This window comes from Sinomonas albida (genome assembly GCF_004919045.1).
GTDB classification, from domain to species: Bacteria; Actinomycetota; Actinomycetes; order Actinomycetales; family Micrococcaceae; genus Sinomonas; species Sinomonas albida.
In genome coordinates, this window is the sequence record NZ_SWDW01000008.1 from 70,011 (window position 1) to 95,783 (window position 25,773).

The 25,773-nt window shown below is 69.0% G+C and carries 24 protein-coding genes; 14 read left to right on the top strand and 10 right to left on the bottom strand.

All coding sequences use genetic code 11. From position 1 onward, the window contains the following. Positions 1–22 precede the first annotated feature (22 nt). Both E6A26_RS09610 and E6A26_RS09615 read left to right on the top strand, forming a co-directional pair. Complete coding sequence (locus tag E6A26_RS09610) at positions 23–1,552, top strand: alpha-amylase (protein WP_211129072.1); 1,530 nt, start codon at positions 23–25, stop codon at positions 1,550–1,552. A 159-nt stretch (positions 1,553–1,711) separates the two neighbouring features. Further along, entirely contained in the window at positions 1,712–2,377 is a 666-nt protein-coding gene (locus tag E6A26_RS09615; RefSeq protein WP_136610975.1) for an RNA methyltransferase, read from the top strand. A 34-nt stretch (positions 2,378–2,411) separates the two neighbouring features. On the opposite strand, the gene E6A26_RS09620 is transcribed toward E6A26_RS09615, so the two are convergent. Beyond that, the gene (locus tag E6A26_RS09620; RefSeq protein WP_136610976.1) at positions 2,412–3,692 is read right to left on the bottom strand and encodes an alpha-hydroxy-acid oxidizing protein; all 1,281 of its coding nucleotides are present in this window, start codon (positions 3,690–3,692) and stop codon (positions 2,412–2,414) included. 86 nt (positions 3,693–3,778) lie between these two features. On the opposite strand from E6A26_RS09620, the gene E6A26_RS09625 reads away from it, so the two are divergent. Then, the gene (locus tag E6A26_RS09625; protein WP_136610977.1) at positions 3,779–4,321 is read left to right on the top strand and encodes an SRPBCC family protein; all 543 of its coding nucleotides are present in this window, start codon (positions 3,779–3,781) and stop codon (positions 4,319–4,321) included. A 140-nt stretch (positions 4,322–4,461) separates the two neighbouring features. On the opposite strand, the gene E6A26_RS09630 is transcribed toward E6A26_RS09625, so the two are convergent. Further along, positions 4,462–5,655 carry a TerC family protein gene (locus tag E6A26_RS09630; RefSeq protein WP_136610978.1) on the bottom strand — a complete coding sequence of 398 codons (1,194 nt, stop codon included), beginning with the start codon at positions 5,653–5,655 and terminating at the stop codon, positions 4,462–4,464. 331 nt (positions 5,656–5,986) lie between these two features. Between E6A26_RS09630 and E6A26_RS09635 the strand changes: the two genes are divergently transcribed. From E6A26_RS09635 to E6A26_RS09645, 3 genes are all read left to right on the top strand, one after another. Continuing rightward, positions 5,987–7,936, top strand: coding sequence for a S53 family peptidase (locus E6A26_RS09635; protein ID WP_136610979.1), 1,950 nt, complete (start codon positions 5,987–5,989; stop codon positions 7,934–7,936). A gap of 275 nt (positions 7,937–8,211) precedes the next feature. Beyond that, positions 8,212–9,234, top strand: a complete 1,023-nt coding sequence (gene fbaA, locus E6A26_RS09640; protein ID WP_136610980.1) for a class II fructose-bisphosphate aldolase — start codon at positions 8,212–8,214, stop codon at positions 9,232–9,234. 81 nt (positions 9,235–9,315) lie between these two features. Further along, positions 9,316–9,744 (top strand): DUF3151 domain-containing protein, encoded by a 429-nt coding sequence (locus E6A26_RS09645; RefSeq protein WP_136610981.1) that lies wholly within the window; start codon positions 9,316–9,318, stop codon positions 9,742–9,744. Positions 9,745–10,058: 314 nt separating this feature from the next. On the opposite strand, the gene E6A26_RS09650 is transcribed toward E6A26_RS09645, so the two are convergent. After that, positions 10,059–10,682, bottom strand: a complete 624-nt coding sequence (locus tag E6A26_RS09650) for a maltokinase N-terminal cap-like domain-containing protein (protein WP_136610982.1) — start codon at positions 10,680–10,682, stop codon at positions 10,059–10,061. 36 nt (positions 10,683–10,718) lie between these two features. Beyond that, entirely contained in the window at positions 10,719–11,438 is a 720-nt protein-coding gene (locus tag E6A26_RS09655) for a FadR/GntR family transcriptional regulator (protein ID WP_136610983.1), read from the bottom strand. Positions 11,439–11,591: 153 nt separating this feature from the next. Here E6A26_RS09655 and E6A26_RS09660 point away from each other — a divergent pair, with 153 nt between their 5' ends. After that, entirely contained in the window at positions 11,592–12,116 is a 525-nt protein-coding gene (locus E6A26_RS09660) for a gluconokinase (RefSeq protein WP_234865303.1), read from the top strand. A 119-nt stretch (positions 12,117–12,235) separates the two neighbouring features. Here the strand turns inward: E6A26_RS09660 and E6A26_RS09665 are convergent, their stop codons facing one another. The 4 genes from E6A26_RS09665 to E6A26_RS09680 all read right to left on the bottom strand — a co-directional run bounded on the left by E6A26_RS09665 (position 12,236) and on the right by E6A26_RS09680 (position 15,582). Further along, complete coding sequence (locus E6A26_RS09665; protein ID WP_136610984.1) at positions 12,236–13,480, bottom strand: NAD(P)/FAD-dependent oxidoreductase; 1,245 nt, start codon at positions 13,478–13,480, stop codon at positions 12,236–12,238. A gap of 17 nt (positions 13,481–13,497) precedes the next feature. After that, a complete protein-coding gene (locus E6A26_RS09670) occupies positions 13,498–13,857 on the bottom strand; it encodes a non-heme iron oxygenase ferredoxin subunit (protein WP_136610985.1) in 360 nt (119 codons plus the stop codon). Positions 13,858–13,899: 42 nt separating this feature from the next. Beyond that, on the bottom strand, positions 13,900–14,184 hold the full coding sequence (locus E6A26_RS09675; RefSeq protein ID WP_136610986.1) for a hypothetical protein: 285 nt from the start codon (positions 14,182–14,184) through the stop codon (positions 13,900–13,902). Between the two features lie 366 nt (positions 14,185–14,550). Further along, positions 14,551–15,582, bottom strand: a complete 1,032-nt coding sequence (locus E6A26_RS09680) for a LacI family DNA-binding transcriptional regulator (protein WP_136610987.1) — start codon at positions 15,580–15,582, stop codon at positions 14,551–14,553. A 323-nt stretch (positions 15,583–15,905) separates the two neighbouring features. Here E6A26_RS09680 and E6A26_RS09685 point away from each other — a divergent pair, with 323 nt between their 5' ends. The 7 genes from E6A26_RS09685 (at position 15,906) to E6A26_RS09715 (ending at position 23,573) form a co-directional block, all read left to right on the top strand. Continuing rightward, positions 15,906–17,078 carry a Gfo/Idh/MocA family protein gene (locus E6A26_RS09685; protein ID WP_136610988.1) on the top strand — a complete coding sequence of 391 codons (1,173 nt, stop codon included), beginning with the start codon at positions 15,906–15,908 and terminating at the stop codon, positions 17,076–17,078. A 35-nt stretch (positions 17,079–17,113) separates the two neighbouring features. Continuing rightward, positions 17,114–18,124, top strand: a complete 1,011-nt coding sequence (locus tag E6A26_RS09690; protein WP_136610989.1) for a sugar phosphate isomerase/epimerase family protein — start codon at positions 17,114–17,116, stop codon at positions 18,122–18,124. Positions 18,125–18,156: 32 nt separating this feature from the next. Then, positions 18,157–18,855: a ThuA domain-containing protein gene (locus tag E6A26_RS09695; RefSeq protein WP_136610990.1), complete on the top strand. Its 699-nt coding sequence runs from the start codon at positions 18,157–18,159 to the stop codon at positions 18,853–18,855. A gap of 32 nt (positions 18,856–18,887) precedes the next feature. Next, positions 18,888–20,006: a Gfo/Idh/MocA family protein gene (locus E6A26_RS09700; protein ID WP_136610991.1), complete on the top strand. Its 1,119-nt coding sequence runs from the start codon at positions 18,888–18,890 to the stop codon at positions 20,004–20,006. Between the two features lie 315 nt (positions 20,007–20,321). Next, positions 20,322–21,644 (top strand): ABC transporter substrate-binding protein, encoded by a 1,323-nt coding sequence (locus E6A26_RS09705; protein WP_136610992.1) that lies wholly within the window; start codon positions 20,322–20,324, stop codon positions 21,642–21,644. Between the two features lie 70 nt (positions 21,645–21,714). Beyond that, entirely contained in the window at positions 21,715–22,689 is a 975-nt protein-coding gene (locus tag E6A26_RS09710) for a carbohydrate ABC transporter permease (protein WP_136610993.1), read from the top strand. After that, positions 22,686–23,573, top strand: a complete 888-nt coding sequence (locus E6A26_RS09715) for a carbohydrate ABC transporter permease (protein ID WP_136610994.1) — start codon at positions 22,686–22,688, stop codon at positions 23,571–23,573. The genes E6A26_RS09710 and E6A26_RS09715 overlap by 4 nt, the downstream gene beginning before the upstream one ends. 207 nt (positions 23,574–23,780) lie before the next feature. Here E6A26_RS09715 and E6A26_RS09720 read toward each other — a convergent pair whose 3' ends face one another. After that, positions 23,781–24,632: a hypothetical protein gene (locus E6A26_RS09720; protein ID WP_136610995.1), complete on the bottom strand. Its 852-nt coding sequence runs from the start codon at positions 24,630–24,632 to the stop codon at positions 23,781–23,783. Then, positions 24,629–25,726 carry a Gfo/Idh/MocA family protein gene (locus E6A26_RS09725; RefSeq protein WP_136610996.1) on the bottom strand — a complete coding sequence of 366 codons (1,098 nt, stop codon included), beginning with the start codon at positions 25,724–25,726 and terminating at the stop codon, positions 24,629–24,631. Before E6A26_RS09725 ends, E6A26_RS09720 begins: the two co-directional genes overlap by 4 nt. Positions 25,727–25,773 lie beyond the last annotated feature (47 nt).

The window sequence follows — 25,773 nt, forward strand, 5'->3', positions numbered from 1 at the left end:
CCGGATCGGATAGGTGCATTCGATGGTCACTTTCAGCCTGAAACCCGGGCGCAAGCCCCTGAGCCTCGCGGCGGCCGCGACCGCCGCCGTCATGTTCCTCATGGCGCCGCCCGCGGGCGCGGACCCGGGCGGCTCGCCGGGAAGCCCACCGCTCCACGCCGCCGCCAACCAGACGTCGCCCCAGCACTTCAAGGACGTGATCGCGAATCTCTTCGAGTGGAACTGGGAGTCGGTCGCCAAGGAGTGCACCCAGGTCCTCGGGCCCAACGGCTACGCGGGCGTGCAGGTCGCGCCGCCGCAGGATTCGCTCACGCGTGATGGCCACCCATGGTGGGAGGTCTACCAGCCCGTGGACTACAACCTCACGAGCCGCATGGGCAACGAGGACCAGTTCAAGGCGATGGTGGCCACGTGCCGGGCAGCCGGGGTCAAGGTCTACGTCGACGCGGTCATCAACCACACGACCGGCCAGGGAGACCTCTCCTACGGTGGGGTCTCGTACACGCACTACAGCTACCCCGACTACGGGTACGCCGACTTCCACCACTACCCGGCGGACTGCCCCGAGCCGGACAACGGCATCCACGACTGGAACAGCTTCCAGGAGGTCACACACTGCGAGCTCCTGGGCCTTGCCGATCTCCGGACCGAGTCGGACAAGGTCCGTTCGACCCTCGCGGGCTACCTCAACAAGCTCCTCGGCTACGGCGTCTCCGGCTTCCGCGTGGACGCGGCGAAGCACATCGGCCAGACGGACCTCGCAGCGATCGAGGGGCGGCTCCGCGACACCGTGGACGGCGATCGGCCCTACATGGCGCTCGAGGTCTTCCCCGGCAGCACGGGCCAGCTCGCGCCCCAGGCCTTCGAGGGACAGGGCTCGCTGCTCGGCTTCGACGGCGCGTATCAGCTGCAGTCGGCTTTCACGGGGAGCATCGCGTCGCTCAAGAACTACGGAACCGAGTCGGGGCTTCTGCCCTCCGACAAGGAGCTCGCGTTCGTGCAGAACCACGACACGGAGCGCAACGGCTCGACGCTGAGCTACAAGGACGGCGCCACGAACGTGCTGGCCACGGAGTTCCTCCTGGCCCGCGGCTACGGAGTCCCGCAGGTGTACTCGGGCTTCAAGTTCACCGGCGGCGACGATTCACCGCCCGCGGACGCCCATGGCTACGTCACGAACACCGACTGCACCACAACATGGGCGTGCGTTGACCGCGAACCGGCGATCCTGCACATGGTCGGATGGCACAACGCGGCCGCGGGCTCCGACGTGGCGAACTGGTACGACAACGGCGCGAACCTCATCGCGTTCAGCCGCGGCAACAAGGCATGGATCGCGATCAACAACGGCGGGGCTGCGAGCACGGCGGACGTCCAGACCGGCATGCCGCCAGGCAAGTACTGCGACGTGATCAGCGGGGAGACGGCTGGCGGACCCGGGGGTGCGTGCACGGGCCAGACAGTGACCGTCGATCCGCATGGCTTCGCCTCGGTGAACGTCCCGGCGAAGGGCTCGATCGCCTTCACTCTCGGGGACCGCTCGCACTCGTAGCTCTCTCGTACTCGTAGCTCTCCGGGCCGGGCGGCTGGTGCGCCCGGTGCCCGGTGGGGTGCAGCGAGGTCCGCTTCGCGCGGATCTGCCCGGCCCCGTTCGGGCGAGCATGCCTCCTCGCCCGAGCGGGGCCTCCCCGCGCTCGCCTACGCTGGTCCGGTGACGGAAGAGCGTGGGAGCGAAGAGCGTGAGGGGCCCGAGCGCGAGCACGAGGTAGGCGTCGGCCCGTGGGAGGGCATCTGGCCCGAGGGCGAGCACTGGGACCCGGAGCTGCTCGAGGGCGGCGACCGCCGCAACGTCCTGGACCGCTACCGCTACTGGCGGCACGAGGCGATCGTCGCCGAGCTCGACACGCGTCGACACGAGTTCCACGTGGCGATCGAGAATTGGCAGCACGACCTCAACATCGGAACGGTGGTGCGCACCGCGAACGCGTTCCTCGCCAAGGAGGTGCACATCATCGGACGACGGCGGTGGAATCGCCGGGGCGCGATGGTCACCGACCGCTACCAGCACGTCCGCCATCACGCGAGCGTCGCGGAGTTCGTGGCGTGGGCCGAGTCGGAGGACCTCCCGATCCTGGGGATCGACATCTTCCCGGATTCCGTGCCGCTCGAGACCTACGAGCTCCCGCGCCGCTGCGTCCTCGTCTTCGGTCAGGAGGGCCCGGGGCTGACCCCGGAGGTGCACGCGGCCGCCCAAGCCACGCTCTCCATCGAGCAGTTCGGCTCGACACGCTCAATCAACGCCGCCTCCGCCGCTGCCATCGCGATGCACGCGTGGATCCGGCGCCACGTGTTCGGGCAGTCGCCAACCGCCGGATAGTCACGGGGCCGATGATGGTGCCGGCGTCACGACGTCACGGCGCCACAGTGTCCCGCGTGATCTCGGCGATCCGAGTCACGCCGGCCACGGCCATCGTGAGGTCGAACTCGGCGCGGAAACCCTCGAACACCTCGCGCGCGCCCGCCTCGCCCGCGAGCGCGAGCCCGTAGAGGTACGGCCGCCCGAGGCACACGGCCGAGGCGCCGAGTGCGAGCGCCTTGAACGCGTCCGCGGCGCACCGCACGCCGCTGTCGAACAGGACGGGCACCCGTCCGCCAACCGCCTCGACGATCCCGGGCAGCGCGTCAAGCGATCCCATGGCCCCGTCGAGCTGCCGGCCGCCATGGTTCGAGACCACGATCCCGTCGGCGCCGTGCTCGAGGGCGAGCCGCGCGTCGTCCGGGTGCTGCAGCCCCTTGACGAGGATCGGCAGGCGGGTGCGCTCGCGCAGCCACGCGAGGTCCTCCCACGTGAGCGTCGTCCGCGAGAAGACGTCGAGGAACGTCTGGACGCTCGCCCGCGGGAGCGGTGAGGCGAGGTTCTTGCGCAGGCCTCCCGGGTGGCGGCCGGCCATCTGCGCGAGGGCGCGGACGGCCTCGGGGGTGGGGCGCGCCGTCGTCCGTTCGATCGTGCCGGTGGCGAGCCGCTCCGCGACGAGGCGCTGGAAGGCTGGGTCGGACGTGTACTGCGCGATGCCCATGCCGCGGGCGAACGGGAGGAACGCGTTGTCGAGGTCGCCCGGGCGCCACGCGAGGACGAGGGTGTCGAGCGTGACGACGATCGCCGTGCATCCGCTGCGCTCGGCCCGCCGCACGAAGCTCTCCACGACGCCGTCCTCGCTGCTCCAGTACAGCTGGAACCAGCGCTCGCAGTCGCCGAGCTCGCGCGCGATCTCCTCCATCGGGAACGAGGCCTGCGAGGAGATGATCAGAGGCACCTCAGCGGCCCGCGCCGCGCGGGCGACGGCGAGGTCCCCGCCCGGGTGGGCGAGCTCGAGCACGCCGAGCGGGGCCGCCAGGAACGGCGACGGGTGCCGACGGCCGAAGAGCTCGATCGACGCGTCGCGGTGGGAGACGTCGCGCATGAGGCGCGGCACGAGCGACCAGCGGCCGAACGCCGCCCGGTTGGCATCCATCGTCGTGCCGGGGCCGGCCCCGGTCCGTACGTAGCCGCGTGCCTCGCGGCGCATGGCGGCGAGGGCGCGGCGCTCGAGCTCTGCCGGATCCGTGGGGACGGCCGGGAGGCGGCCGAAGATCCCGTTCTGGTAGATGCGGGACTGGATCTCGCGCCCGAACGAGGGCCTCGCTGCGCTCACATCCGTGAGTTTAGGCGCCGTCGCCCGGTCACAGCGCGACCGCCCGGGCGTACCTTTGAGGCAGGGGAGGGCCGGAGCGGAACGACGTGGCGAGCACCGACTACACGTTCGTGACGTGGTGGCGCGTCGCGGGGACGCGCGAGGAGGTCGTGTCGATCCTGCGGCACGGCGAGGACCTGCCGCGCTGGTGGCCGGCCGTGTACCTCGACGTGAGGATGCTCGACCCCGGGGACTCGGACGGTCTCGGCAGTCGCGTGGACCTGTTCACCAAGGGCTGGCTCCCGTACACGCTGCGCTGGGCGTTCACCGTCACGGAGCCGATCACCCCCGCCGGCTTCGCGATCGCGGCCCAGGGCGACCTCAACGGGACCGGCCGGTGGACCCTCACTCAGGACGGGCCCGAGACGGTGGTCCGCTACGACTGGAATGTGAGCGTGGGCAAGCCGCTGCTTCGCCGGCTCAGCTGGGTCTTCAAGCCCGTGTTCGCGGCCAACCATCGCTGGGCCATGGCGCGCGGCCAGGAGAGCCTGGCCCTAGAGCTTCGGCGGCGCCGCGCGGCGGATGACGTGGCCCGCGCTGCCATCCCGGCGCCGCCCGGGCCGACGTTCAGGCGCGGCCGGAGCCGCTGACCGTCAGCCTGCGGCTTAGGTTTGGATTCCGACCGGGATTGACGGACGACGGCGGCGGGTCGCCGCGCGACACTCCGTCACCGCGGGCCGGGCCTCGCCGAAGCTGGTCGGGATCCGACGGCGGCGGCGGGTGCCGGCCGTCACCCTGCCGTGCGCTGGTACTCCTCGTGGCGGGCGTGGGCCTCGCCGACCTTGGCACGGATCGCCTCGACGTCCTTCGCCTTGTCCCGATACTTCTTGTCCATCGCCTTGATGGCCGATTCTTCGTCCACGAGGTTCCGGTAGATGCGCTCGCGCTCGTCGGGATCGGCCGTGTAATCGAGGTCGAGGTAGTTCTGCGCGTGCCGGCGCGCATTGTTGATGGCCGTCTGGGCCTTGCCCGCTGGGCTCACGAGCGAGGCGACGACGGTCACGGCGAGCACGCCGATGATCACCGAGAGCGAGAGGCCCGTGGTGATCTCGAAGACCGGCACGGGCTCGCCGCCGTTGATGAACGGGAGCGTGTTCTCGTGGAGTGCGTGCAGCACGAGCTTCGCGCCGATGAACGCAAGCATGGTGGCGAGGCCATAGGACAGGTAGATCAGCCGGTCGAGCAGCCCGTCCAGAAGGAAGAACAGCTGGCGCAGGCCCATGAGGGAGAACGCCGTGGCCGTGAAGACGATGTACGAGTCCTGAGTGAGCCCGAAGATCGCGGGAATCGAGTCGAGCGCGAAGAGGACGTCCGTTGCGCCGATCGCGATCATGACCAGGAGCATGGGCGTGAGGACCCGCCGGCCGTTCTCCACGGTGAAGATCCGGTCGCCGTCGTACTTCTCTGAGGTCCGTAGGAACTTTCGTGCGAGGCGGACCATGAAGTTCTCCGCCTCGGCGCGCTCGTGCTTGTCCGGCTTGAGGAGCTGGCCCGCGGTGAGCAGTAGCACCGCGCCGAAGAGGTAGAAAATCCAGGAGAAGGCGTCGATGAGCGCGACGCCGAGGAAGATGAACACCGTCCGGGCCACGAGTGCGAACACGATCCCGAACAGGAGGACCTTCTGCTGGTCTTCCCGTGGGACGCGGAAGCTCGCGAGGATCACGAGGAAGACGAAGAGGTTGTCAACCGAGAGCGCCTTCTCTGTGATGAACCCGGCGAAGTATTCGCTGCCCAGTTCCGTGCCGCCGAAGAGGAGCACGGCGACACCGAACAGCACCGCCGCGCCGACGTAGATGGAGGACCACATGGCGGCCTCGCCGAGGGATGGGGCGTGGGCCTTGCGGATGTGGAAGAAGTAGTCGAACGCCAGGAGGCCCAGAATCACGAGGATGGTGATGGACCAGACGAGGGGAGAGGCGGACATCGAAGTCCCTTTCGCAGGCAGGCTAAACCGCCGCAAGTCTTTCCATCCGCCTCATCCAGCTCGCGGACCGCCGCACCCGGCCAAGCTCCTGCGCCTGACGTGTTGACGTGTGCAGCGCCTCGGGATACTCCCCTGCGCATCTCCAAGCCTACCGGGGACGCCGAGGATCCCCAATTCACAGCGAACTCTCAAATTCACAGAGAATTCCCAGCTTCTAGCTACTACTGCAACAGTTCTTTCAGAACTAGTCTCGCTGCGTCTGGGGCTTCTGAATCTCGGGTTACGGGGAGAAGAAATTATGGGTATGAATCACGGTTCTCATCGGATTTCCATGCGGGTTCTCGCGACTGCGGCGAGCGTTGCCTGCATCGCTGGACTGGCCACCACTGCGGCCACGGCTTCGCCGCCCAGCCCGCCGTCGCACTCGAAGTCCTATCCGGGCTCGGTGCCCCCGTGGGCAGGATCGCGGGCCAAGACTGGAATTCCGCTGAGCAACACGACTATCGAGGGCGAAATCTATTTCAACCTCCGTGATCTCGCCGGGGCGAAGGCCACGGCAGACGCCGTCTCAACGCCGGGCAACCCCAGCTACGGGAAGTTCCTTTCGCCGCAGCAGTGGATTGACACCTACTCGCCGACGCAAGCGACCGTCGACGCGACAGTCAATTACCTCAAGTCGCAGGGCCTCACCATCATGGGAGTCCCGCAGAGCCGGCTCTACGTCGTGTTCCGGGGCACCGCCGCCCAGATGAACGCGGCATTCAACACGGTCGAGCAGAACTACAGCTTCCAGGGGCAGACGCTCATCGGCCCGGCGACGGCGCCGTCGGTTCCGGCCGAGCTCGGTGACGCGATCCAGTCCGTCTCCGTGGATCAGGGCAAGCTCCTCACCCACCCCGCGAACGCGACCCCCGACTCGGGCGAGACCCCCGCGGCGACGAAGCCGCTCACGCCTCCCGTGAGCGTGCCCTGCTCGAACTACTGGGGCGAGAAGACGGTGACTCTTCCGGAGGCCTACGGGACCACGACGTTCCCGACCCACCTCTGCGGCTACACGCCGGCGCAGCTCCAGACCGCCTACGGGATCTCCTCCGCCGGCACCGTGAACCCGACGGCCGGCGCAGGCCAGACGGTTGCGATCATCGACGCCTACGCGTCGCCGACGATCGTCCAGGACACGAACTCCTGGGCCGCCGCGACGGGCATGCCACAGCTCACGGCGAACCAGTACCAGGAGATCGTCCCGGACTCCCGGATGTTCCTCGACAAGGACCTGTGCCAGCAGCCGAGCGGCTGGCAGGGCGAGCAGTCCCTCGACGTCCAGGCCGTGCACGGCCTCGCGCCGGCCGCGAACATCCTGTACGTGGGCGGCAACAACTGCGGCAGCGGCCTCGACCTCGCGATGTCGACCATCCTCGACAGCCACCTCGCGAACATCGTCTCCAACAGCTACGGCAACGTGGGCGAGGCGCTTCCGGCGAACACGCTCATGGGCGAGCAGAACATCCATCTCCAGGCCGCTGCGGAAGGCATTGGCCTCTACTTCTCGAGCGGCGACAGCGGCGACGAGAAGGCCGCACTCGGCTACGCGTCGCCTGACTTCGCGGCGAGCTCGCCGTACGTCACCGCGGTGGGCGGCACGAGCCTCGCGGCCGGCAAGGACGGCACCTACGAGTTCGAGACCGGATGGGGCACCGCGCGCCAGCGCGTCGTCCCGAACGCCTCGGGCCAGCTCGTCTACGCGGGCTCGCTGCCCGGTCCGTTCCGCTTCGGTGCGGGCGGAGGCACGAGCGCCGTCTTCGCGCAGCCTGCGTACCAGGCCGGCACGGTCCCGACGTCCCTCGCCAACGGCCACCGCGTCTCCCCGGACGTCTCCGCGCTCGCGGATCCGTACACGGGCTACCTCATCGGATACAGCCCCATCACGAACGACAACGTCCTCAAGACCGGTTCGTTCGGCCTGTCGGACATCGGCGGCACCTCGCTCGCGAGCCCGCTCACGGCGGCCCAGATGGCGGTCGCGCAGGGGGCGACCGGCAAGGTGATCGGCTTCGCGAACCCGGCGATCTACGCGGCGGCGGCCTCGGGCGGCGCACAGCGTGACATCGTCCCGCCCGCGCAGCCCGTCTCGGTCGCGTTCTCGAGCACGGTGAGCGGCAACACGTACCTCGTGGGCATGAACCACGATTCGTCGCTCTTCACGGCCCCCGGCTACGACGACGTCACCGGCGTCGGCAGCATGAACGAGACGTTCGCGCAGCAGGTGGCGGCCCAGCACTGATCACGGAGCGCCCCAGGGCGCTGAAAGCCTGCTTTCCCGGCCAGGGGAGCAGATAGGAGGACGACGACGGCGGGAGGGGCGCCGTCGTCGTCCTTTCTTTGCGCCGGGCGCGGCCCGGGCCCTCCCCGAGCGGGGGGGGATCAGCCGAACTCAAGGGCCGCCGTCGTCATGTGGAGGCCCGCACATGGCCGCCACGGCCGTGGTCGCTAGGATGTGAAGTGGCCAGCACGCCGCGCGCCGCTTACTGTCGCACGGACACGACTCGAGGAGTTTCCATGCCTATCGCCACCCCTGAGAAGTACGCCGAGATGATCGATTCCGCCAAGAACGGCGGATACGCGTTCCCGGCCGTCAACGTCACGTCGTCGCAGACGCTCAACGCGGCGATCCGCGGCTTCGCCGAGGCCGGCTCGGACGGCATTATCCAGGTCTCCACGGGCGGCGCTGCCTACTGGTCTGGTGCTTCCGTGAAGGACATGGTGGCCGGCTCGCTCGGCTTCGCGGCGTTCGCCCGCGAGGTCGCGAAGAACTACGACATCAACATCGCGCTCCACACGGACCACTGCCCGAAGGACAAGCTCGAGGGCTTCGTCCTCCCGCTCCTCGCCGCTTCCGAGGCCGAGGTGAAGGCTGGACGTGAGCCGCTGTTCAATTCGCACATGTGGGACGGCTCCGCCGAGACGCTCGAGGAGAACCTCCGCGTCGCCAAGGACCTCCTGGCCCGCACGTCCGCCGCGAAGATGATCCTCGAGGTTGAGATCGGCGCCGTCGGCGGCGAGGAGGACGGCGTGGAGAACGCCATCAACGAGAAGCTGTATTCGACCGTGGCGGACGGCCTCGCGACCGTCGAGGCGCTCGGCGCCGGCGAGAACGGCCGCTACATCACGGCCCTCACGTTCGGCAACGTGCACGGCGTCTACAAGCCCGGCAACGTCAAGCTCCGCCCCGAGATCCTCAAGGAGATCCAAGCCGAGGTCGGCGCGAAGCTCGGCAAGGACCGCCCGTTCGACCTCGTGTTCCACGGCGGCTCTGGGTCCTCCGAGCAGGAGATCGCGGACGCCGTCTCCTTCGGCGTGATCAAGATGAACATCGATACGGACACGCAGTACGCGTTCACTCGCCCGGTGGCCGGCCACATGTTCTCGAACTACGACGGCGTGCTCAAGGTCGACGGCGAGGTCGGCAACAAGAAGACCTACGACCCCCGCGTGTGGGGCGCTCTCGCCGAGAAGGGCATGGCGGCGCGCGTCGTCGAGGCCGCGCAGCAGCTCGGCTCCGAAGGCAAGTCCATCAAGTAGTCCTGTTTGGTCCGGAGGCGCCTGTTCTGCGGGCGCCTCCGGAGGTCCCCTCTGAGGGCCGATCGACAGTGGGGAGCGCCAATGAGCGACGAATTCCGAAGCAACCTCCTCGGGCCCGAGCCCACTCGGCTGCCGGCCGAGACCGAGGTCTACCAGGGCCTCGCGACCGGTCACTCGGCGCGGGACCTCGTGACGCGGCACCCCGAATCGTCGCTGCTCTGGGCGCTCCTCTCGGAGGAGTCCTGGGCCGCGGGCAACACGGTTGAGTCGTACGCGTTCGCCCGGGTGGGCTACCATCGCGGGCTCGACGCGCTGCGTCGCAACGGCTGGCGCGGCGCCGGTCCCGTCCCGTGGGAGCACGAGCCCAACCAGGGCTTCCTCCGCGCGCTCTACGACTTGGGCCGCGCTGCGTCCGCGATCGGCGAGGACGGCGAGCCCGAGCGGATCGACGCGTTCCTCGAGGGCTCCGACCCGGCGGCCAAGGCCGCGATCGAGGCGCTGGGCCACTGACCCCGCCCCGCCCCGTCTCGCCCCGCCCCGCCTTGCCCCGTCGTTTCGGGTACGGCTATTCGCGCTGTGGGCGGTTTCGGGTACGGCTAATCGCGCTGTGGGCGGTTTCGGGTACGGCTATTCGCGCTGTGGGCGGTTTCGGGTACAGCAAATTCATACGACGACGGCGGGTGCGTCCCTTGTGGAGTTCGCCCCGCCGTCGATATCTGTACCCGAGTTGGTTTGTTGGGTGAGTTTCTGTACCCGAGTTGGCTTGGTGGGTGAGTTTCTGTACCCGAGTTGGCTTGGTGGGTGAGTATCTGTACCCGAGACGGCTAGGAGACGCTCGCCAGAGTGGCCTGGCCGCCTGCCCATTCGGCGACGAGCCGGGCGCCCTCGGGCAGCGGCGCACCGAGGGTCCGCGCGACGCTCAGGCGGGTACCGCCCAGGTCGATCTCTGCAACGGCCCCGTCTCTGACCGGCCTCGGCAGCGCCACGGACAGGGCGATGGGGGCGAAATCTGGACCGGCAGCCGTCGAATGCACCCGGAGATCCGGCTCGAGCCGCCCGACTGGGGCCCCGCCGTCGTGCACTTCTAGCTCGGCCTGCGCCTGTCGGCCGGCCGCGGCTCGGGCGAGCGCTGCCACGGCAACGGGGTCGCCGAGCCCGTCGTAGGCCCAGCGCTCGCCGAGCGCCGAATGCTGCATGGTCCCGATGAGCCAGCTGTCGCCGCCGTCGAGCGGTGCCGCGCGGTAGGTGAGCAGCAGGTGGAACGTCGTTTCGCCACGCGAGATGAGGAAGCCCTCGATCCCGACCTCTCCGTCGGGATCGTCGAGGCGATAGCTGCCCCTCCGGCTCAGCTCCCCGCTGCTGCCGGCCGCCCAGGCCTGGCGGTCGAGCCACGGATCGATCAGTTCGAGCTTGCTGGGGACGAGAGTTGCCCGATGGATGATGGCCACGCGCTCATCCTACGGCCGGCGGTCCGGGGATCTCTGCTAGTCGAGATTGAGGGCCGTGCGGACCTCCTGGAGCACCTCGCGCATCGCCCCCTCGGCGGCGCCGGGGTTCCCGTGCGCGATCGCCTCCGCCGCGCGCGCGTGGGCGTCGAGCGCCTCGTCGCGCGGGTGGAACGGCATGCGGCCCTGGCGTGTGCGGCCGGTCAGCGCCTCGGCGATCATGCCGTCGAGCGCGGCGAACATTTCGTTGCCGCTGCTGCGAACGATCAGCCGATGGAACGCGATGTCCGTCGCAAGGAACGACTCGAGGTCGCCGGCCTCGCCGAACGCCCGGAGCTCGGCGGCGAGCCCAGCGAGCTCCGCGCGCTGGCCGGAAGTGGCGCGGCGGGCGGCGCCCGCCGCGGCGAGAGGCTCGACGGCGATGCGCAGCTCGGTGAGCGAGGAGTACTGATCGTCCCGGCGGGGCGAGGCGAGCCGCCAGCGCACGAGCTGCGGGTCGTAGACGTTCCAGCGCGACGGGTCCTGGACCACGATCCCGATCCGGCGCCGGGATTGCACGAGGTTCATGGTCTCGAGCACGCGCATCGTGTCCCGCGCGACCGTGCGCGAGACACCGAATTCGCGTTGGAGCTCGTCGAGCGTGAGGCGGCGGCCCGGCTCGAGCTGTCCCGAGGTGATCGCCTCGCCCAAGGCGTCGAGCATGCGGCGGTGCAGGCCGCCGTCGCCCGTCTCTGGCTCCTGCATCCGTGCTTTCGCCATGCGCAGCCCGCCTTCCGCGTGCTCTGGGTCGCGGGGAGTCACGCGCCAGTAAAAGTATTACCTATGTCACTCAAAAGTGTTATCTTTGAAATGCGGCGAGTCCCGCTGCACGCGCTTCTACGGAAGCCAATGATGTCTTCTGCGGAGGTAGCCATGGAATCCTTGCACGTTGTGGTGATGGGTGTTGCCGGTGCCGGCAAGACCACCGTGGCCTCCGCGCTCGCCGACAGGCTCGGCTGGATTCTCGCCGAGGCGGACGAGTTCCACCCGCAGGCGAACATCGACAAGATGGTGAGCGGCGTGCCGCTCACCGACGACGACCGCTGGCCGTGGCTCCGCAGCATCCGCGACTGGATGTCCACGCAGACGCGCGCCGGGCAGAGCACGGTGCTGACGTGCTCCGCGCTCAAGCGCAGCTACCGGCGCCTCCTCGCCCAGGCCGAGGGACGCGTGATCTTCGCGCACCTCGACGGCTCGCCCGAGCTCCTCGCCGAGCGCATGTCGTCGCGCTCCGGGCACTTCATGCCCACCGGTCTCCTCCCGAGCCAGCTCGCGACCCTCGAGGCGCTGACGGCCGACGAATACGCCGCGGGCAGCCTCAGGCTCGACATCGCCGAGAGCCCCGAGAGCCTCGTCACCGCGATCACGGCGTCGCTGCACCTCCCGACCGCCCCCTGACCAACCGTTGCGGGGTCCCTGCCAAGTTGTTGTGGGGTCCCTGCCGGTTCGTTGCGGGTCTTTGTCCTGACAGCGACCCCGCAACGCGTGGGACGGGACCCCGCAACGCGTGGGTGGGGTTAGCGGGCGAGCTTCCTCGGATCCACGGCCGGGTCGGCGAGGGCGTCCGGGTCCGGCGTCAGGCCGCGGTCGATCATGCGGCGCGCGGCCCGCACCATGAGCGGAAGGTCGACGGCGGCGCAACCCAGGAGGTGCCCGTCGGCCGCGAGCAGGAACGCGGCCTGGGGGACGCCGCCGACGGCGCGCAGAACCGTCCGGGAGCCGGGCGCCTGCCGCGGGTCGAGTGTCCCGACGGCTTCGACGTGCACGCCGTGCCGATCCGACCACAGCCACGGCGCACCGAACGCGGGCGCCGGCTCACCCAGAAGTCCGGCCGCGGCAGCCTGCCCCGAGCGGACCGCGGCCTCCCAGTGCTCGGCCCGGCGCAGCAGCGTTCCGTCCGCGACGCGGAGGCGCGAGGCGTCGCCCGCCGCGAACACGGCGGGGTTCGAGGTGGCGCCAGACGGATCCACGATCACGCCGTCGTCGACCGCGATCCCGGCCGCCGCGGCAAGCCCCGTCTCCGGCACGATCCCGATCCCGGCGACCACTGAGTCCGCAACCACCGAGGAACCGTCGGCGAGGCGGACGAGGTGGGCGGCGCCGTCGTTCGCGTTTCCGGCGGCGATCTCGACGGGGAGCGAGACGACCGCGCGCACGCCGCGCTCGCCGTGCATCGCGTGAAGCCGGCGGGCTATCGCCTCGCCGACGGCGGGCGCGAGCGGGAGTTCGACTGGGTCGATGAGCGTCACCTCGGCTCCGAGGCCGACTGCGGCCGAGGCGACCTCTGCGCCGATGAGCCCCGCGCCGACGATCGCGACCCGCGCCCCCGGCACGAGCACCTGGCGCAGCGCGTCCGAGTCCGCGCGGCTGCGAAGGGTGAGCGCCGCCTCGCCGCCCGGGATGCGCAGGCTCCGTGGGGCGCCGCCGACGGCGAGGAGGACGCGGTCGGCGGCGAGGAGGCGGCCGCCGTCGAGCTCGACCCCGCCCTCGGCGGGTCGAAGGGCGACCGCCCGCTCGGGCAGGACCTCGACGCCGCGTTCGGCGTACCAGGCCTCGGGCGCGAGGCGGATCTTGTCGGCGTCCTCGGTGCCGAGGAGGTAGCCCTTGCTGAGGGGTGGCCGGTCGTAGGGGAGGCCTTCCGGCGAGAGCACGGTGAGGGCGCCCTCGTAGCCTCGGGCCCGCAGCTCGTTCACCGCGCTGAAGCCCGCGACGCCGCCGCCCACCACGAGAATGCGGCGGGGCGGCTCGGGGACTGAGTTCATGGGCGCTGGTCGGTGGGCTATTCGCCGGCGCGGACGGCCTCGTCGGCGTCGACGCCCGGGTAGAGCATGACGCGCCCGCCCGCGACCTCGACCTTGTGCGTGCGCGCGTCCTGGGTGGCCGGGAGGCACAGGACCTTTCCGGAGCGGAGGCTGAAGCTCGAGGAATGCAGCGGGCACTCGACCGTCTCGCCCTCGATCCAGCCCTCGGCGAGCGAGGCCTCCTCGTGGGTGCACGTGTCGTCGAGCGCATAGAAGCAGCCGGACTCGGCGTGGAAGACCGCGATCGGTTCGTCGAAGCCCGACTCCTCGGGCTCGACGACGCGCGCCGTGCCCTCCTCGATCTCGTCAGGGCTGCCGACGTCGATTGCCTCGCTCATGATGTCCACTCTAGTAGCGAGGGACATCGAGCAGTGGACGGGCTATTCGGGCCAGGTTCGCTTCGGATTCGCGAGGATGCGGTCGAGCTCGAGCCCGGCCTCGTCGGCACCGGCGTCGGAGAGGCGCTGGAGCTCGAGCAGGTCATGTGCCGCGACGGCCCGGCGGGTCAGGAGGCGGCCCGCGTGGATGCTGCCTTCGTCCAGCAACTCGTGGAGCTCGTCCGTGTCGTTGCGGGCGTCGGCCAGGTCCGCGAGCCGGTCCAGCGCAAGTTCGTTGCCTTCGTCGGCAAGCGCGCGCAGAGTCTCGCGGTCAGCAGATTCGGTCATGGGACCATGGTGCGCTCTCCGGCGCAGCCGCTCAACAGTCCCTGATCGCTCACCCGGTGCCGGCCCGCGCGCCGCGGGAGAGAGCCGGGTGCGGCGCTCACCGCAGCGGACGACGACGGCGACCCCCTCCTCCGCGGCGCGTCCCGTCCTGACCCACTTTTGGCGCGCCCGCTGCCGCGACCCGCGGGATGGCGGGAGCGCCGTCGTCGTCCGTTGTCCCAAGCAGCCAAAAGAAGGTCGCGATGGCGCAGCTTTTATCTGTACCCGAGACGGCCGCGGGCGTGAGTATCTGTACCCGAGACGGCCGCTGGCGTGAGTATCTGTACCCGAGACGGCCGCTGGCGTGAGTATCTGTACCCGAGACGGTTAGGCGGGCGGGGCCGTCGACTCGCGGACCACCAGCTGGGTCGCGAGCTCGACGCGGTGCGAGTCGAGCTGCTCGCCCCTCGCCTGGCGCAGGAGCGTTCGCAGGGCGCTCCGGCCCATGTCGTGAAGCGGCTGGGTCACAGAGGTGAGCGAGGGCACGGAATCCTCGGCCTGGGCCGTGCCGTCGAATCCCACGAGGCTCAGCTCCTCGGGGACGTGGAGGCCCCGCCGCCGCGCCTCGCGGAGCACGCCGACAGCGATCGAATCGCTCCCGGCGAAGATCGCCGTGGGTGGCTTGCTGAGGGCGAGCAGCCGCGTGAGGCCCTCGATGCCGTGCTCGACGCGGAATCTCCCGTGCCAGATCAGCTCCGGGTCGACCTCGATGCCGGCCGACATGAGCGCGGACAGGTAGCCGTGGAGTCTCGCCTGGTTGCAGTCGGCGGCTTCGGGGCCGCCGAGGTAGGCGATGCGCCGGTGGCCGAGGCCGAGCAGGTGCTCCGCCGCGGCCCGACCGCCGGCCCAGTTGGTGGCGCCGACGCTCACCACGTCCTTGGGCGGTGGGTTGAGCGGGTCGATGACCACGACCGGGATGCGCCGCCGCCGGAACGCCGCGAGGTGGGAATCCGTGAACGCTGACGTCACGAAGATGATGCCGGCGCGCCCTTCGTCGACGAGGCGCTGGGACCGCTGGCCCAAGCTGGGGCCGCCTGGGTGCTCGCTGCCCGTCACGCTCAGCATCACCTCGACCCCGATCGAGGCGGCGTGCGTGAGGATGCCGTCGAGCACGGTCGCGGAATAGTTCGAGGTGATGCCGTCGAACGCGACCTCGACGACGGGCGGCCGCCCCGTGCTCCTCCGTTGGCCCGGCGACTGGTACCCGGCTTCCTCGAGCGCGGCGAGGACCTTCGCGCGAGTGTCCGCGGAGACGTCCTGCCGTCCGTTGACCACCTTCGAGACCGTCGGGGTGGAGACGCCCGTGAGGCGCGCGATGGCGGCGAGCGTCGGCTTGCCGTCGGACGAGGTGAGGGTCATCGGGATCCTGAGTTTCGAAAGGTTTTCGCTAAGGCTAGTGTCTGGTCGGCGCTGCGGCGAGTCAAGACGGACGACGGCGGGGCGGCACCGCTGCGGTTGGCTCGCCGAGGGCCTTTCTGGCTTGGGCTCAACGGCGCCTGACAGGATCCTGTGGCCGACCCGAACCTTTCGTCCACAATCTGAACTTTATCGCCTCAACCCCTTGACCGTGATTCGAGTCACGTCCTAACGTTGCTGTTCAGCCCGACTGTTCAACGAAATATTTCGACAAGCGGAGCGATCCAAAGGCGGACCCCTGCAAGTGATTCGAAAGGACCCCAGGCATGACTGAATCGAAGGCGCTGCGAGTCGGGATGGTCGGGTACGCCTTCATGGGGGCGGCCCATTCGCACGCGTGGCGCACGGCGCCCCGGTTCTTCGACCTCCCGCTGGCCCCGGAGCTCACCGCCGTAGCCGGCCGGGACCCGGAGCGGGTGGCCGCGGCCGCGGCGAAGTTGGGCTGGGCCTCAGCGGAGACGGACTGGCGGCGCCTGATCGAGCGTGACGACATCGATCTGATCGACATCTGCACCCCCGGCGACACGCACGCGGAGATCGCGATCGCCGCACTCGAGGCGGGCAAGCATGTGCTGTGCGAGAAGCCGCTCGCGAACTCGGTCGCGGAGGCCGAGCGGATGGCCGTGGCCGCGGATGCCGCGGCGGCGCGGGGCGTCGCCTCGATGTGCGGGTTCTCCTACCGCAGGACACCGGCGCTGGCGCTCGCGAAGCGCCTCGTGGACTCGGGCGCGCTGGGGTCGATCCGCCACGTCCGCGCGCAGTACCTCCAGGACTGGCTCACGGATGAGAACGCCCCGCTGACGTGGCGCCTCGACAAGTCGAAGTCGGGCTCGGGCTCGCTCGGGGACATCGGCGCGCACATCATCGACGCCGCGCAGTGGATCAGCGGGCAGAGCATCGGCGGGGTCTCGGCGCTGCTCGAGACGTTCGTGAAGGAGCGGCCGAAGGGCGGGGACTTCGTGGGCCTGGGCGGGCGCGGCGGGGCCGAGGCGGCCAAGGGGCCCGTGACGGTCGACGACGCCGCGATCTTCAGCGCGAGGCTCGACGGCGGCGCGGTCGGCGTGTTCGAGGCGACGCGGTTCGCGCTGGGCCGGAAGAACGCGATGCGGCTCGAGCTCAACGGCTCGAAGGCCTCGCTCGCGTTCGACTTCGAGGACATGAACTCGCTCTGGTTCTATGACTCAGCGGACGAGCCGAATGCGGGATTCCGCAAGATCCAGGTGACGGAGCCCGAGCACCCCTACACGGGCCACTGGTGGCCCGTGGGCCACGGGCTCGGCTACGAGCACGCCTTCACCCACCAGGTGGTGGACCTCGTGGAGGCGATCGCGGCAGGGAACCAGCCCGCGCCGTCGTTCGCGGACGCGCTCCAGGTGCAGCGCGTCCTCGCAGCCGTCGAGGCGAGCGCCGCGGACGACAGCCGCTGGACGAAGGTCTAGGCCCCCCGGGGTCGAGGAAGGACTGAGGAGGAAGCATGGCACGACCAATCACATTGTTCACGGGCCAGTGGGCCGATCTGCCGTTCGAGGAGGTCGCGCGGCTCGCCGGAGAGTGGGGCTTCGACGGGCTCGAGATCGCCTGCTGGGGCGACCACCTGGACCCGGTCCGGGCCGCGGAGGACGACGCATATCTCGAGGACCGGCTCGACATCCTCAAGCGCAACGGCCTCGAGGTCTTCGCGATCGCGAACCACCTCACCGGGCAGGCGGTGTGCGACGACCCGATCGACGCCCGCCACGAGGGCATCCTCGCCCCCGAGGTGTGGGGCGACGGCGACGCCGAGGGTGTCCGCCAGCGCGCGGCCGAGGTCATGAAGGCCACGGCGCGCACTGCGGCGCGGCTGGGCGTCAAGACCGTCACGGGGTTCACGGGCTCTTCGATCTGGAAGGCCGTGGCCATGTTCCCGCCGGTGCCGGACGGGATGATCGAGGCCGGCTACCAGGACTTCGCGGACCGGTGGAACCCGATCATGGACGTCTTCGACGAGGTCGGCGTCCGGTTCGCGCTCGAGGTCCACCCGTCCGAGATCGCGTACGACTACTGGACGGCCAAGCGGACCCTCGAGGCGATCGGCCACCGGGACTCGTTCGGGCTGAACTTCGACCCCTCGCACTTCATCTGGCAGGACCTCGACCCGGTCATGTTCCTGCAGGACTTCGCGGACAAGATCTTCCACGTCCACGTCAAGGAGTCCATCCGCCAGCTCAACGGGCGCAACGGCCGGCTCGGCTCGCATCTCGCATGGGCGGACCCGCGCCGGGGCTGGGACTTCGTCACGGCGGGGCACGGGCATGTGCAGTGGGAGCCGATCTTCCGCACCCTCAACGCGATCGGCTACGAGGGGCCCACGAGCATCGAGTGGGAGGACGCCGGCATGGACCGCCTGGTCGGCGCGCCGCAGGCGCTCGAGCTCGTGAAGGGCCTGGCCCGGATCTCCCCGCCCGCCGCGGCGTTCGACGCCGCCTTCAGCAGCCGCCCGCTTTAGAACCCACCACCCTTACCAAGCAAAGGAAACCTGTGACGACGACCAAGAGCGCACTCGTGGTGCGTGGGGGCTGGGACGGCCATCAGCCCATCGAGGCCACGGACCTGTTCATCCCCTACTTGAAGGCCAACGGCTACGAGGTGCGGATCGAGGAATCGCCGAAGGTCTACGCCGACGCCGAGTACATGGCGACCGTGGACCTTGTGGTGCAGTGCATGACGATGTCCACGATCGAGAAGGACGAGTTCGAAGGCCTGCGCACCGCCGTCGAGAACGGGACGGGCTTGGCGGGCTGGCACGGCGGGATCGCGGACTCGTACCGGAACACCTCGGACTACCTCCACCTCATCGGCGGGCAGTTCGCCTGCCACCCGGGCAAGCACCCGGACGAGCGGATCGGCGAGCAGTCGGACAACTACGTCCCGTACACCGTGAACATGCTTCCCGCCGCGGCCTCGCACCCGATCACGGAGGGCATCTCCGACTTCGACCTCGTGACCGAGCAGTACTGGGTCCTGGCCGACGACTACATCGACGTCCTTGCGACCACGACCCAGAAGGTCCGCGAGTGGGACCCGTGGCACCGCGAGGTGACCTCGCCGGCCATCTGGACCCGGCAGTGGGGCAAGGGCCGCATCTTCGTGTGCACCCCCGGCCACCGGGTCGAAATCCTTCAGGACGCCAACGTCCGCACGATCGTCGAAAGGGGCCTGCTGTGGGCAAGCCGGTAGGTGGCGGGGGCCCGGTTGGGGCTCCCAGCCCGATGCGCATTGGAATCGTCGGGTGCGGGAAGATCGTGGGCCAGTACCTCGAGAGCTTCCGCCGGCTCGAGGACGTGCGGCTCGTTGCGGTCGCGGACCTCGACATGGAGCGGGCGCGGGCGGTCGCCTCTGAGTGGAACGACGGCGGGGCGGGCCAGGCCGCGGCCGACGACGGCGCGAGCGTCCGCGCGCTGAGCGTCGAGGAGCTCCTCGCCGCCGACGACGTCGACCTCGTCCTGAATCTGACCATCCCCGCCGCGCATGCCGAGGTCGCACTCGCGGCGATCGCGGCCGGGAAGGCGGTCTACGGCGAGAAGCCCCTCGCCGCTACGACTGCGGAGGCCCGGCGGGTGCTGGACGCGGCACGGGAGGCGGGCGTCGTCGTCGGCTGCGCGCCGGACACCGTGCTCGGCACGGGCATCCAGACCGCGCGCAAGGCGATCGACGACGGCCTCATCGGGGCGCCCGTCGCGGCGACGGCGACGATGGTCACCCCTGGGCACGAGCGCTGGCACCCGAACCCGGACTTCTACTACCAGCCCGGCGGCGGACCGCTCCTGGACATGGGCCCGTACTACGTCTCGGCGCTCGTGACGCTGCTCGGCCCGGTCGTCTCGGTAGTCGGGGCGGCGAGCCACACGCGTCCCGAGCGGGTCATCGGCTCGGGTCCACGCGCGGGGGAATCGTTCCCCGTGGCGATCGACACGCACGTCACAGGCGTCCTCGTGCACGAGTCTGGCGCGCTCTCGACGCTCGTCATGAGCTTCGACGCCGTCGCGACGCACTCGTCCAACATCGAGGTCCACGGCCCCCAGGGAACGCTCGCGGTCCCGGATCCCAACCACTTCGACGGCGAGACGCGACTGTTCCGCCTCGGCGGCACGGAATGGGAGACGCTGCCGGTCTCGGCCGGCTACGCCGGGTCCGGTCGCGGCTTCGGGATCGCGGACCTCGCGTCCACTCCGGCGGGGGAGGAACCCCGTGCCGGCGGCGCCCTGGCCTTCCACGTCCTCGACGTCATGGAGTCGCTCCTCGACGCCGCGCACAGCGGCAAGGCCGTGGCCGTCGCGAGCCGCGCAGAGCGGCCCAGCGCGGTCCCGCTCACGGGTCACGAGGGCTGAATGCCGATGGAACGAGAACTTCGTGACGTTGAGTTTTCATCTTTTGCTTGCACATCGTCAAAAGTCCTTCTAGGCTCGCATGTGAGACAGCTCACCAGGCGTCCCTCTCCTTCGTCAGCGACCGAGAGGACACCGCCCATGCCGTATTCCGTTCAGCTCCCTAACGTCCGCACCCGGCTGAAAGGTGAAAAGCCTACGACTTAGACCTTCTCGCCCGGCTCTTTTTATATTCAGCGCATCGGAGCGCTTTCTAAATCTCAATGAGGAGTACGGAATCCGCGGCTCGGCCGCCGATTCCATCAGAAGGAGTCATCAATGAATGGCAATTCGTCCATCAACACGAAGTTCAGCCGCCGCGGCTTCCTTGGCCTGGCCGGCGCCGCGGCCTCGATCCCGCTCCTGGCGGCGTGCAGCGGCGGATCCGGCGGAGGCGGCGGCAACAAGCCGATCAAGTTCTGGAACATGCCGTGGGGCAACACGGCCTTCAACCCGCTCGACCAGAAGATCACCGAGGCGTACAAGCCGGCCAACGGTCTGCCGTCGGCGGCCTATCAGGAGATCCAGTGGGCGAACTTCACCCAGACGTTCTCCTCTGCGGTAGCTTCCAACACCGGTCCGGCCGTGAGCTCGGGCGGTGGAACGCAGGCGTTCCAGTTCGAGTCGCAGGGCGCCATCGCGTACGCGGACAACCTGCTCAACAGCTGGAAGAACAACGGGCTGTACAACGACTTCCTGCCCGGCCTCCTCGATGCGATGAAGGTTCCGAAGGGCTACGCGGCCGTTCCGTACAACCTCGACATGCGCGTGCTGTGGTACAGCAAGCCGCTGCTTGACCAGGCCGGCGCGAAGGTGCCGACTGACTGGCAGTCGTACCTCGACGCCTGTGCCGCTCTCAAGAAGATCGGCGTGTACGGGTATGGCACGGCCGCCGGCGCTGGAGCCTTTACCGGTGGCCACATCCTCGTGAGCTGGATGATCAACAACGGCGGCGGCCTCTTCGATGAGAAGCAGCAGCCGAACTGTGTCACCCAGGAGAACATCGACGCGATGAACTTTGTGCTCGAGCTCGTCTCCAAGGGCTACATCGATCCGGCGAGCCCCACCTACACGAGCGCCAACGCGCAGGCACAGTGGAAGGCGAAGAAGTACGGCATGGGCTTCGACACGGCCGGCCTCGCGCAGAACGTGGGAGGGGATGCCCTCAACGATCTCGCCGTCGCCAGCCCGCTCACGAGCCCCAACGGGAAGAAGGGCGCTCTGTTCTTCCCGAACAACATCATGATGTACAAGAACACCCCCAGCCAGGAAGGCTCCGAGGCGTTCCTCACGTACTACTACCAGAACATGACGCCGCTCTGGACCCAGGCCACCGGCATTGGGCTCCCGCCGCTGAAGTCGATCACGCAGACCAAGGAGTTCCAGGCGAACGCCAACAACGTCAAGGTGATCAACGAGTGGCAGCCCATTGCCAAGACCTGGGCCGCCCCCGGCGGCACTGCGCTGTTCCTCGGAGTCACCACGGTTGACGGCACCCCGGCGATGGACACCTTCACCCAGTCGATCCTGGGTGGAAAGACCGATGCCAAGTCGGCCCTGACGACTCTTCAGAACTCCATCAAGGCGAATCTGAAGTCATAGCACGACGAGCGGGTCTCCCGATCAGTTCGGGGGACCCGCCCGGCCTATCGTCGCCAGAGAAAGAGAAGTAATGTCGACAACCTCCATCGCCGACCGTATGGGTCGGGCGAAGCGCGGCGTCGGTGTCTCGGGCACCGGCCGTCAGGGCGGCCGGAGAAGGAATAAGAGTCTTCGCGCCAAGACGTGGACCTATATCATCTTCACGGCCCCGGCGCTGATCCTCCTGCTGCTGATCAACCTCTACCCGGTGATTTACGCGGCGTTTCAGTCACTGCGAAATGGCACCCTGATTGACGGGGGCGATTTCGTCGGGTTCACCAATTACGTCAACACCCTCGTCGCGGGCAACATGACGCCTGCCTTCTGGCAGGCGGCTCTGTTCACGCTGATCTTCACGCTCGTCGGTGTATTCGGCAGCTGGGCGGTCGGCCTCGTGCTCGCGCTGCTGCTGCGGACCCGCATACCAGCCCGTGGCCTTTTCAAAGTCCTTCTGCTGCTGCCCTGGATCGTGCCCGTCGTCGTGTCGGCGTTCTCGTGGAACTGGCTTGTGGCAACTCCGCAGAGCCCGTTCCCGATGCTTGCCCAGGCCCTCGGGCTCGGCAACGTGCTCTTCCTCGCGGATCCAACCCTTGCGAAGGTCACTGTCTGCGTCTTCAAGGTGTGGATCAGCTTCCCCTTCATGATGATGATGATGAGTTCCGCACTCGCGGCCGTGGACAACAACGTCTACGAGGCGGCGAAGGTCGACGGCGCGGGCAGTTGGCAGGTGTTCAGGGAGATCACGCTTCCGCTCATCTCGCGCTCGACCTACATCAGCTGGATTCTGATGACCATCTTCTGCGTCAATGATTTTCCGACGATCTTCCTGCTGACAGGCGGCGGACCCGTCGGCTCCACGACGTCGCTCGTGGTTCTCGCGTACCGAACGGTGTTCCAGGACTTCCAGGTCGGCCCGGGCGTTGCGATCGCCTTCATGACCACCGTTGTCCTGATTGTGGTCTCCGTAGTTCTTTACCGTCAGATCCGAAAGGCGAGCATCGAATGAGCGTCGAAACCGTACGTGCTTCGGCTCAGTCCGTCCCACGTGAGCCTGGTTCCCGGCGACGCGGAATGCAGGAAGCCGAGCTGCGCGGGCGCTGGTGGCGCTTTCTGCTCATCCTGATCATCACGGCAGTCGTCCTCGTGCCGATTGCGGCGATCTTCCTCCTGTCGCTGCAGCCTTCTCTCGGCAGCACCACGACGTCGCAGTACACGTTCGAGAACTTCACGAACATCTTCAGCCAAACGGGCGTGCTGACGTGGCTGAACAACAGCCTGCTGGTCACGGTCGTGACGGTAATCGTCTCGGTGGTCGTGGCAGCTCCCGCGGGCTACGTGCTTTCTCGGGGGCGCAACAAGCTCGTGTCCGGGTTCTCGCTCGTGCTGTTCATCGTGCAGTCCCTCCCCGTCGTCACCGCGGTCATCCCGCTGTTCATCCTCTTTGCGCAGCTCGGACTGGTCGACACCCTTCTCGGCATGATGATCATCTACGTCGGGGCGACCATGTCGGTGGCAATTTGGATGATGGCCGCCTACTACGACTCCATCCCGATCGCTTTGGAAGAGGCGGCCTGGATCGACGGCGCTTCGGTGGCGGGTGGCTTCGTCCGGGTGGTGCTGCGGAATTCGCTCCCGGGCATCCTGTCGACGGCGGTCTTCGCCTTCCTGTTGTCCTGGAACGACTATCTCGTGGCACTCGTGTTCCTGCGCTCGAGCGAGAACTACGTGTTCCCGGTTGGCCTGGAGACGTTCTTCCAGCAGAACGCCACTGCGTGGGGGCCGGTCGCGGCCTGCGCAGTGATCATGATGCTTCCACCGATCATCATGTTCGCTGTCCTGAACAAGTACTTCAGCGTCGGCGGCATCGGCGGTTCCCTCGCGGGACGCTGACGTCCGCGGGCGCCGCGGGCGCAGGAACAGCAGCAAAGCGTCGAGGTCTTCGGCTCGGGTGGCGAGGTAGCCGCCCGGTCGAGGACCTCGACGCTTTGTGGATTCAGTGGGAGCTTATGCCAGCCAGCAGGGCCCCGTCGGGCGGCTATCCGCCCGACGGGGCCCTGCCTGCTGTCGAGGCCTGCTGTCGAGTACCGGGGCTCCTGTCTAGCTCAGAGCTGGGAGGAGGGAGGCATCTGCAGCGAAGTCGAGGAGGTCCTCGCACGACTGCCCGGCTTCGACGAGGGCGTGCAGCCGCCGCCAGAGGGCGCGGTGGGCCGTCTCCCACTGGGTCGGCAGGAGCGTCGCCCCGTCCGGCCCCGAGACGGTGACCTTGCCGGGCGCGGCCGTCCCGGCTCCGGGCAGGACGAGCGCCACCGCCGTATGGGGCTTGATGATGCGCACGGTTGCCTGCGGGGGAGCGGCGTCCGTGAGGATGGCTCCGAGGCTCGCGCGGGCGCCGCTCGCGAGCTGCGCGAGCACGTCGTAACCGTGATTGTTCCATCGCGCGGGGGAGAGGCTCACCACCGGACCCACGGCCGCCCGGACGAGCGCCAGCTGGGCCAGAAGCACCTGGTCGAGGTCTGAGCCGACCGGTGCGTCGACGCGCGCCTCGACGAGGCTTTCCTCGTCGTCGTGGGCGGCGAAGTGCGGTGCCGCTGCCGCGACGGCGGGGTTCGGGGCCCACTCCGTGTCCAGGACGACGGGGACCCCCAGAGCCTTCGCGCGCTCCTGGAGTGCCGTCACGTCAGTTGCGGAGGGGCTGACGACGACGACGCCCCTCGCCCCCGCGGCGAGCGCCCCGAGCGCTTCCTCGGGCCAGCCCGCGATGCCCGCGATCGCGACGAGGGCGGCAGCGCCGCCGTCGGGCGCTGCCGCGCCGGTGGCCGCCCCGTCGTGGCCGGCCGCGGCGCCGCCGTCGAACGGGTGAAGCGAGACGGGCAGGGAGGCGACGACCTGGGCGACGCCGCCTGCGGCGTCGGCCTCGGGCGAGGACGTGACGGTGAGCTGCCGAGTCATGAGATGGCCTCCTTCTGGGGCGCAGTGGCCTGGGACTCCCCGGTGGCCTGGGATTCCGCCGTGGCCCGGACGGCGGCCGAGGCCTTGTCGGCGACGTCGAGCGCGAAGGTGAGGTCGTGGATCAGTTCTGTCACGTCCAGGCGCGCGGCTTTCCCGTCCGCGAGATCGGCCAGATACCGCCATTCGCCCTCGTAGCCGTTGGCGGAGTATGGGCCGTACACGGCGGATTCTCCGCCGCGCGTGATGGTCGCGGTCGCCGAACCGGCCTGCACGTAGGACGGCGTGAAGTCGATCCGGAGCGACGTGGTGTCGCTGATGGCCTCGAACGTCCACTCGGGCTGCCAGCTGTCGGTGCTGATCCCGAACACCTGCACGTTCCGGTCGCCGATGCGCAGGTTGACGAGGTACCCGGACGGGTCCGGGACGTGGCACGTAAGGACCTCGAGGTCGGTGAAGTCGGGGCAGAACGCGCGCACGAGGGGGAGGTCATGGATGGCGAGGCCCATGATGCCCCCGCGCACCATGGCGGCCGCGACCTCCGGGTCGTGGCGGTCCTGCCGCGTCCTCGCGGGACGGGTGATCACCTCGGTGGCGAAGTCCTCGAAGCGCGGGTTGGGCGGCAGGACGATCGAGTAGCGGATCGTGTGCGCCGTGCGAGGCAGATCGCCCCAGTGCTCCTTGGCGGCGAGCCACCCCGGGTCGAACGTGTGCATGGCCCCGACGATGATCGGCACACCCGTTTCCTGCGAGACGGCCGCGATCTCCTCGGCCTCGGCCTGGCTCATCGCGAAGGGCTTTTCGCAGAGGACTGCCCGCTTGCCGGCGCGGCACGCGGCGATCACCTGCTCGGCGTGGAACTGGTGCGGGCTGCAGATCACCACGACCTGGACCGCTTCGTCGGCGAGCAGGTCGTCCATGCTGGTGGTCCATGCGGCGCCGACTCTGCCGGCCACCGACCGTGCGATGTCGGGGTCCACGTCCATGATCTTCGCGACGTGGAAGGCGTCGCGGATCCGGGCGAGGGTAGGCAGGTGGATTGCCTGGGTGACGGGGCCGGCACCGAGGATGCCGACGCCGAGGGTGGATGTTCTCAAGTGCTCACCGTTTCTCTGGGCTGTGATCCGGGCAACACTTAAAAAGT

What these genes read in the sequence shown, in the direction of transcription:
- E6A26_RS09705 (WP_136610992.1), top strand. Translation starts at nt 20,322, where the DNA reads ATGAATGGCAATTCGTCCATCAACACGAAGTTCAGCCGCCGCGGCTTC.
- E6A26_RS09665 (WP_136610984.1), bottom strand. Translation starts at nt 13,480, where the DNA reads ATGAACTCAGTCCCCGAGCCGCCCCGCCGCATTCTCGTGGTGGGCGGC.
- E6A26_RS09670 (WP_136610985.1), bottom strand. Translation starts at nt 13,857, where the DNA reads ATGAGCGAGGCAATCGACGTCGGCAGCCCTGACGAGATCGAGGAGGGC.
- E6A26_RS09630 (WP_136610978.1), bottom strand. Translation starts at nt 5,655, where the DNA reads ATGTCCGCCTCTCCCCTCGTCTGGTCCATCACCATCCTCGTGATTCTG.
- E6A26_RS09720 (WP_136610995.1), bottom strand. Translation starts at nt 24,632, where the DNA reads ATGACTCGGCAGCTCACCGTCACGTCCTCGCCCGAGGCCGACGCCGCA.
- E6A26_RS09610 (WP_211129072.1), top strand. Translation starts at nt 23, where the DNA reads ATGGTCACTTTCAGCCTGAAACCCGGGCGCAAGCCCCTGAGCCTCGCG.
- E6A26_RS09690 (WP_136610989.1), top strand. Translation starts at nt 17,114, where the DNA reads ATGGCACGACCAATCACATTGTTCACGGGCCAGTGGGCCGATCTGCCG.
- E6A26_RS09655 (WP_136610983.1), bottom strand. Translation starts at nt 11,438, where the DNA reads ATGGCGAAAGCACGGATGCAGGAGCCAGAGACGGGCGACGGCGGCCTG.
- E6A26_RS09645 (WP_136610981.1), top strand. Translation starts at nt 9,316, where the DNA reads ATGAGCGACGAATTCCGAAGCAACCTCCTCGGGCCCGAGCCCACTCGG.
- E6A26_RS09675 (WP_136610986.1), bottom strand. Translation starts at nt 14,184, where the DNA reads ATGACCGAATCTGCTGACCGCGAGACTCTGCGCGCGCTTGCCGACGAA.
- E6A26_RS09685 (WP_136610988.1), top strand. Translation starts at nt 15,906, where the DNA reads ATGACTGAATCGAAGGCGCTGCGAGTCGGGATGGTCGGGTACGCCTTC.
- E6A26_RS09660 (WP_234865303.1), top strand. Translation starts at nt 11,592, where the DNA reads ATGGAATCCTTGCACGTTGTGGTGATGGGTGTTGCCGGTGCCGGCAAG.
- E6A26_RS09710 (WP_136610993.1), top strand. Translation starts at nt 21,715, where the DNA reads ATGTCGACAACCTCCATCGCCGACCGTATGGGTCGGGCGAAGCGCGGC.
- E6A26_RS09635 (WP_136610979.1), top strand. Translation starts at nt 5,987, where the DNA reads ATGCGGGTTCTCGCGACTGCGGCGAGCGTTGCCTGCATCGCTGGACTG.
- E6A26_RS09680 (WP_136610987.1), bottom strand. Translation starts at nt 15,582, where the DNA reads ATGACCCTCACCTCGTCCGACGGCAAGCCGACGCTCGCCGCCATCGCG.
- E6A26_RS09700 (WP_136610991.1), top strand. Translation starts at nt 18,888, where the DNA reads ATGCGCATTGGAATCGTCGGGTGCGGGAAGATCGTGGGCCAGTACCTC.
- fbaA (WP_136610980.1), top strand. Translation starts at nt 8,212, where the DNA reads ATGCCTATCGCCACCCCTGAGAAGTACGCCGAGATGATCGATTCCGCC.
- E6A26_RS09715 (WP_136610994.1), top strand. Translation starts at nt 22,686, where the DNA reads ATGAGCGTCGAAACCGTACGTGCTTCGGCTCAGTCCGTCCCACGTGAG.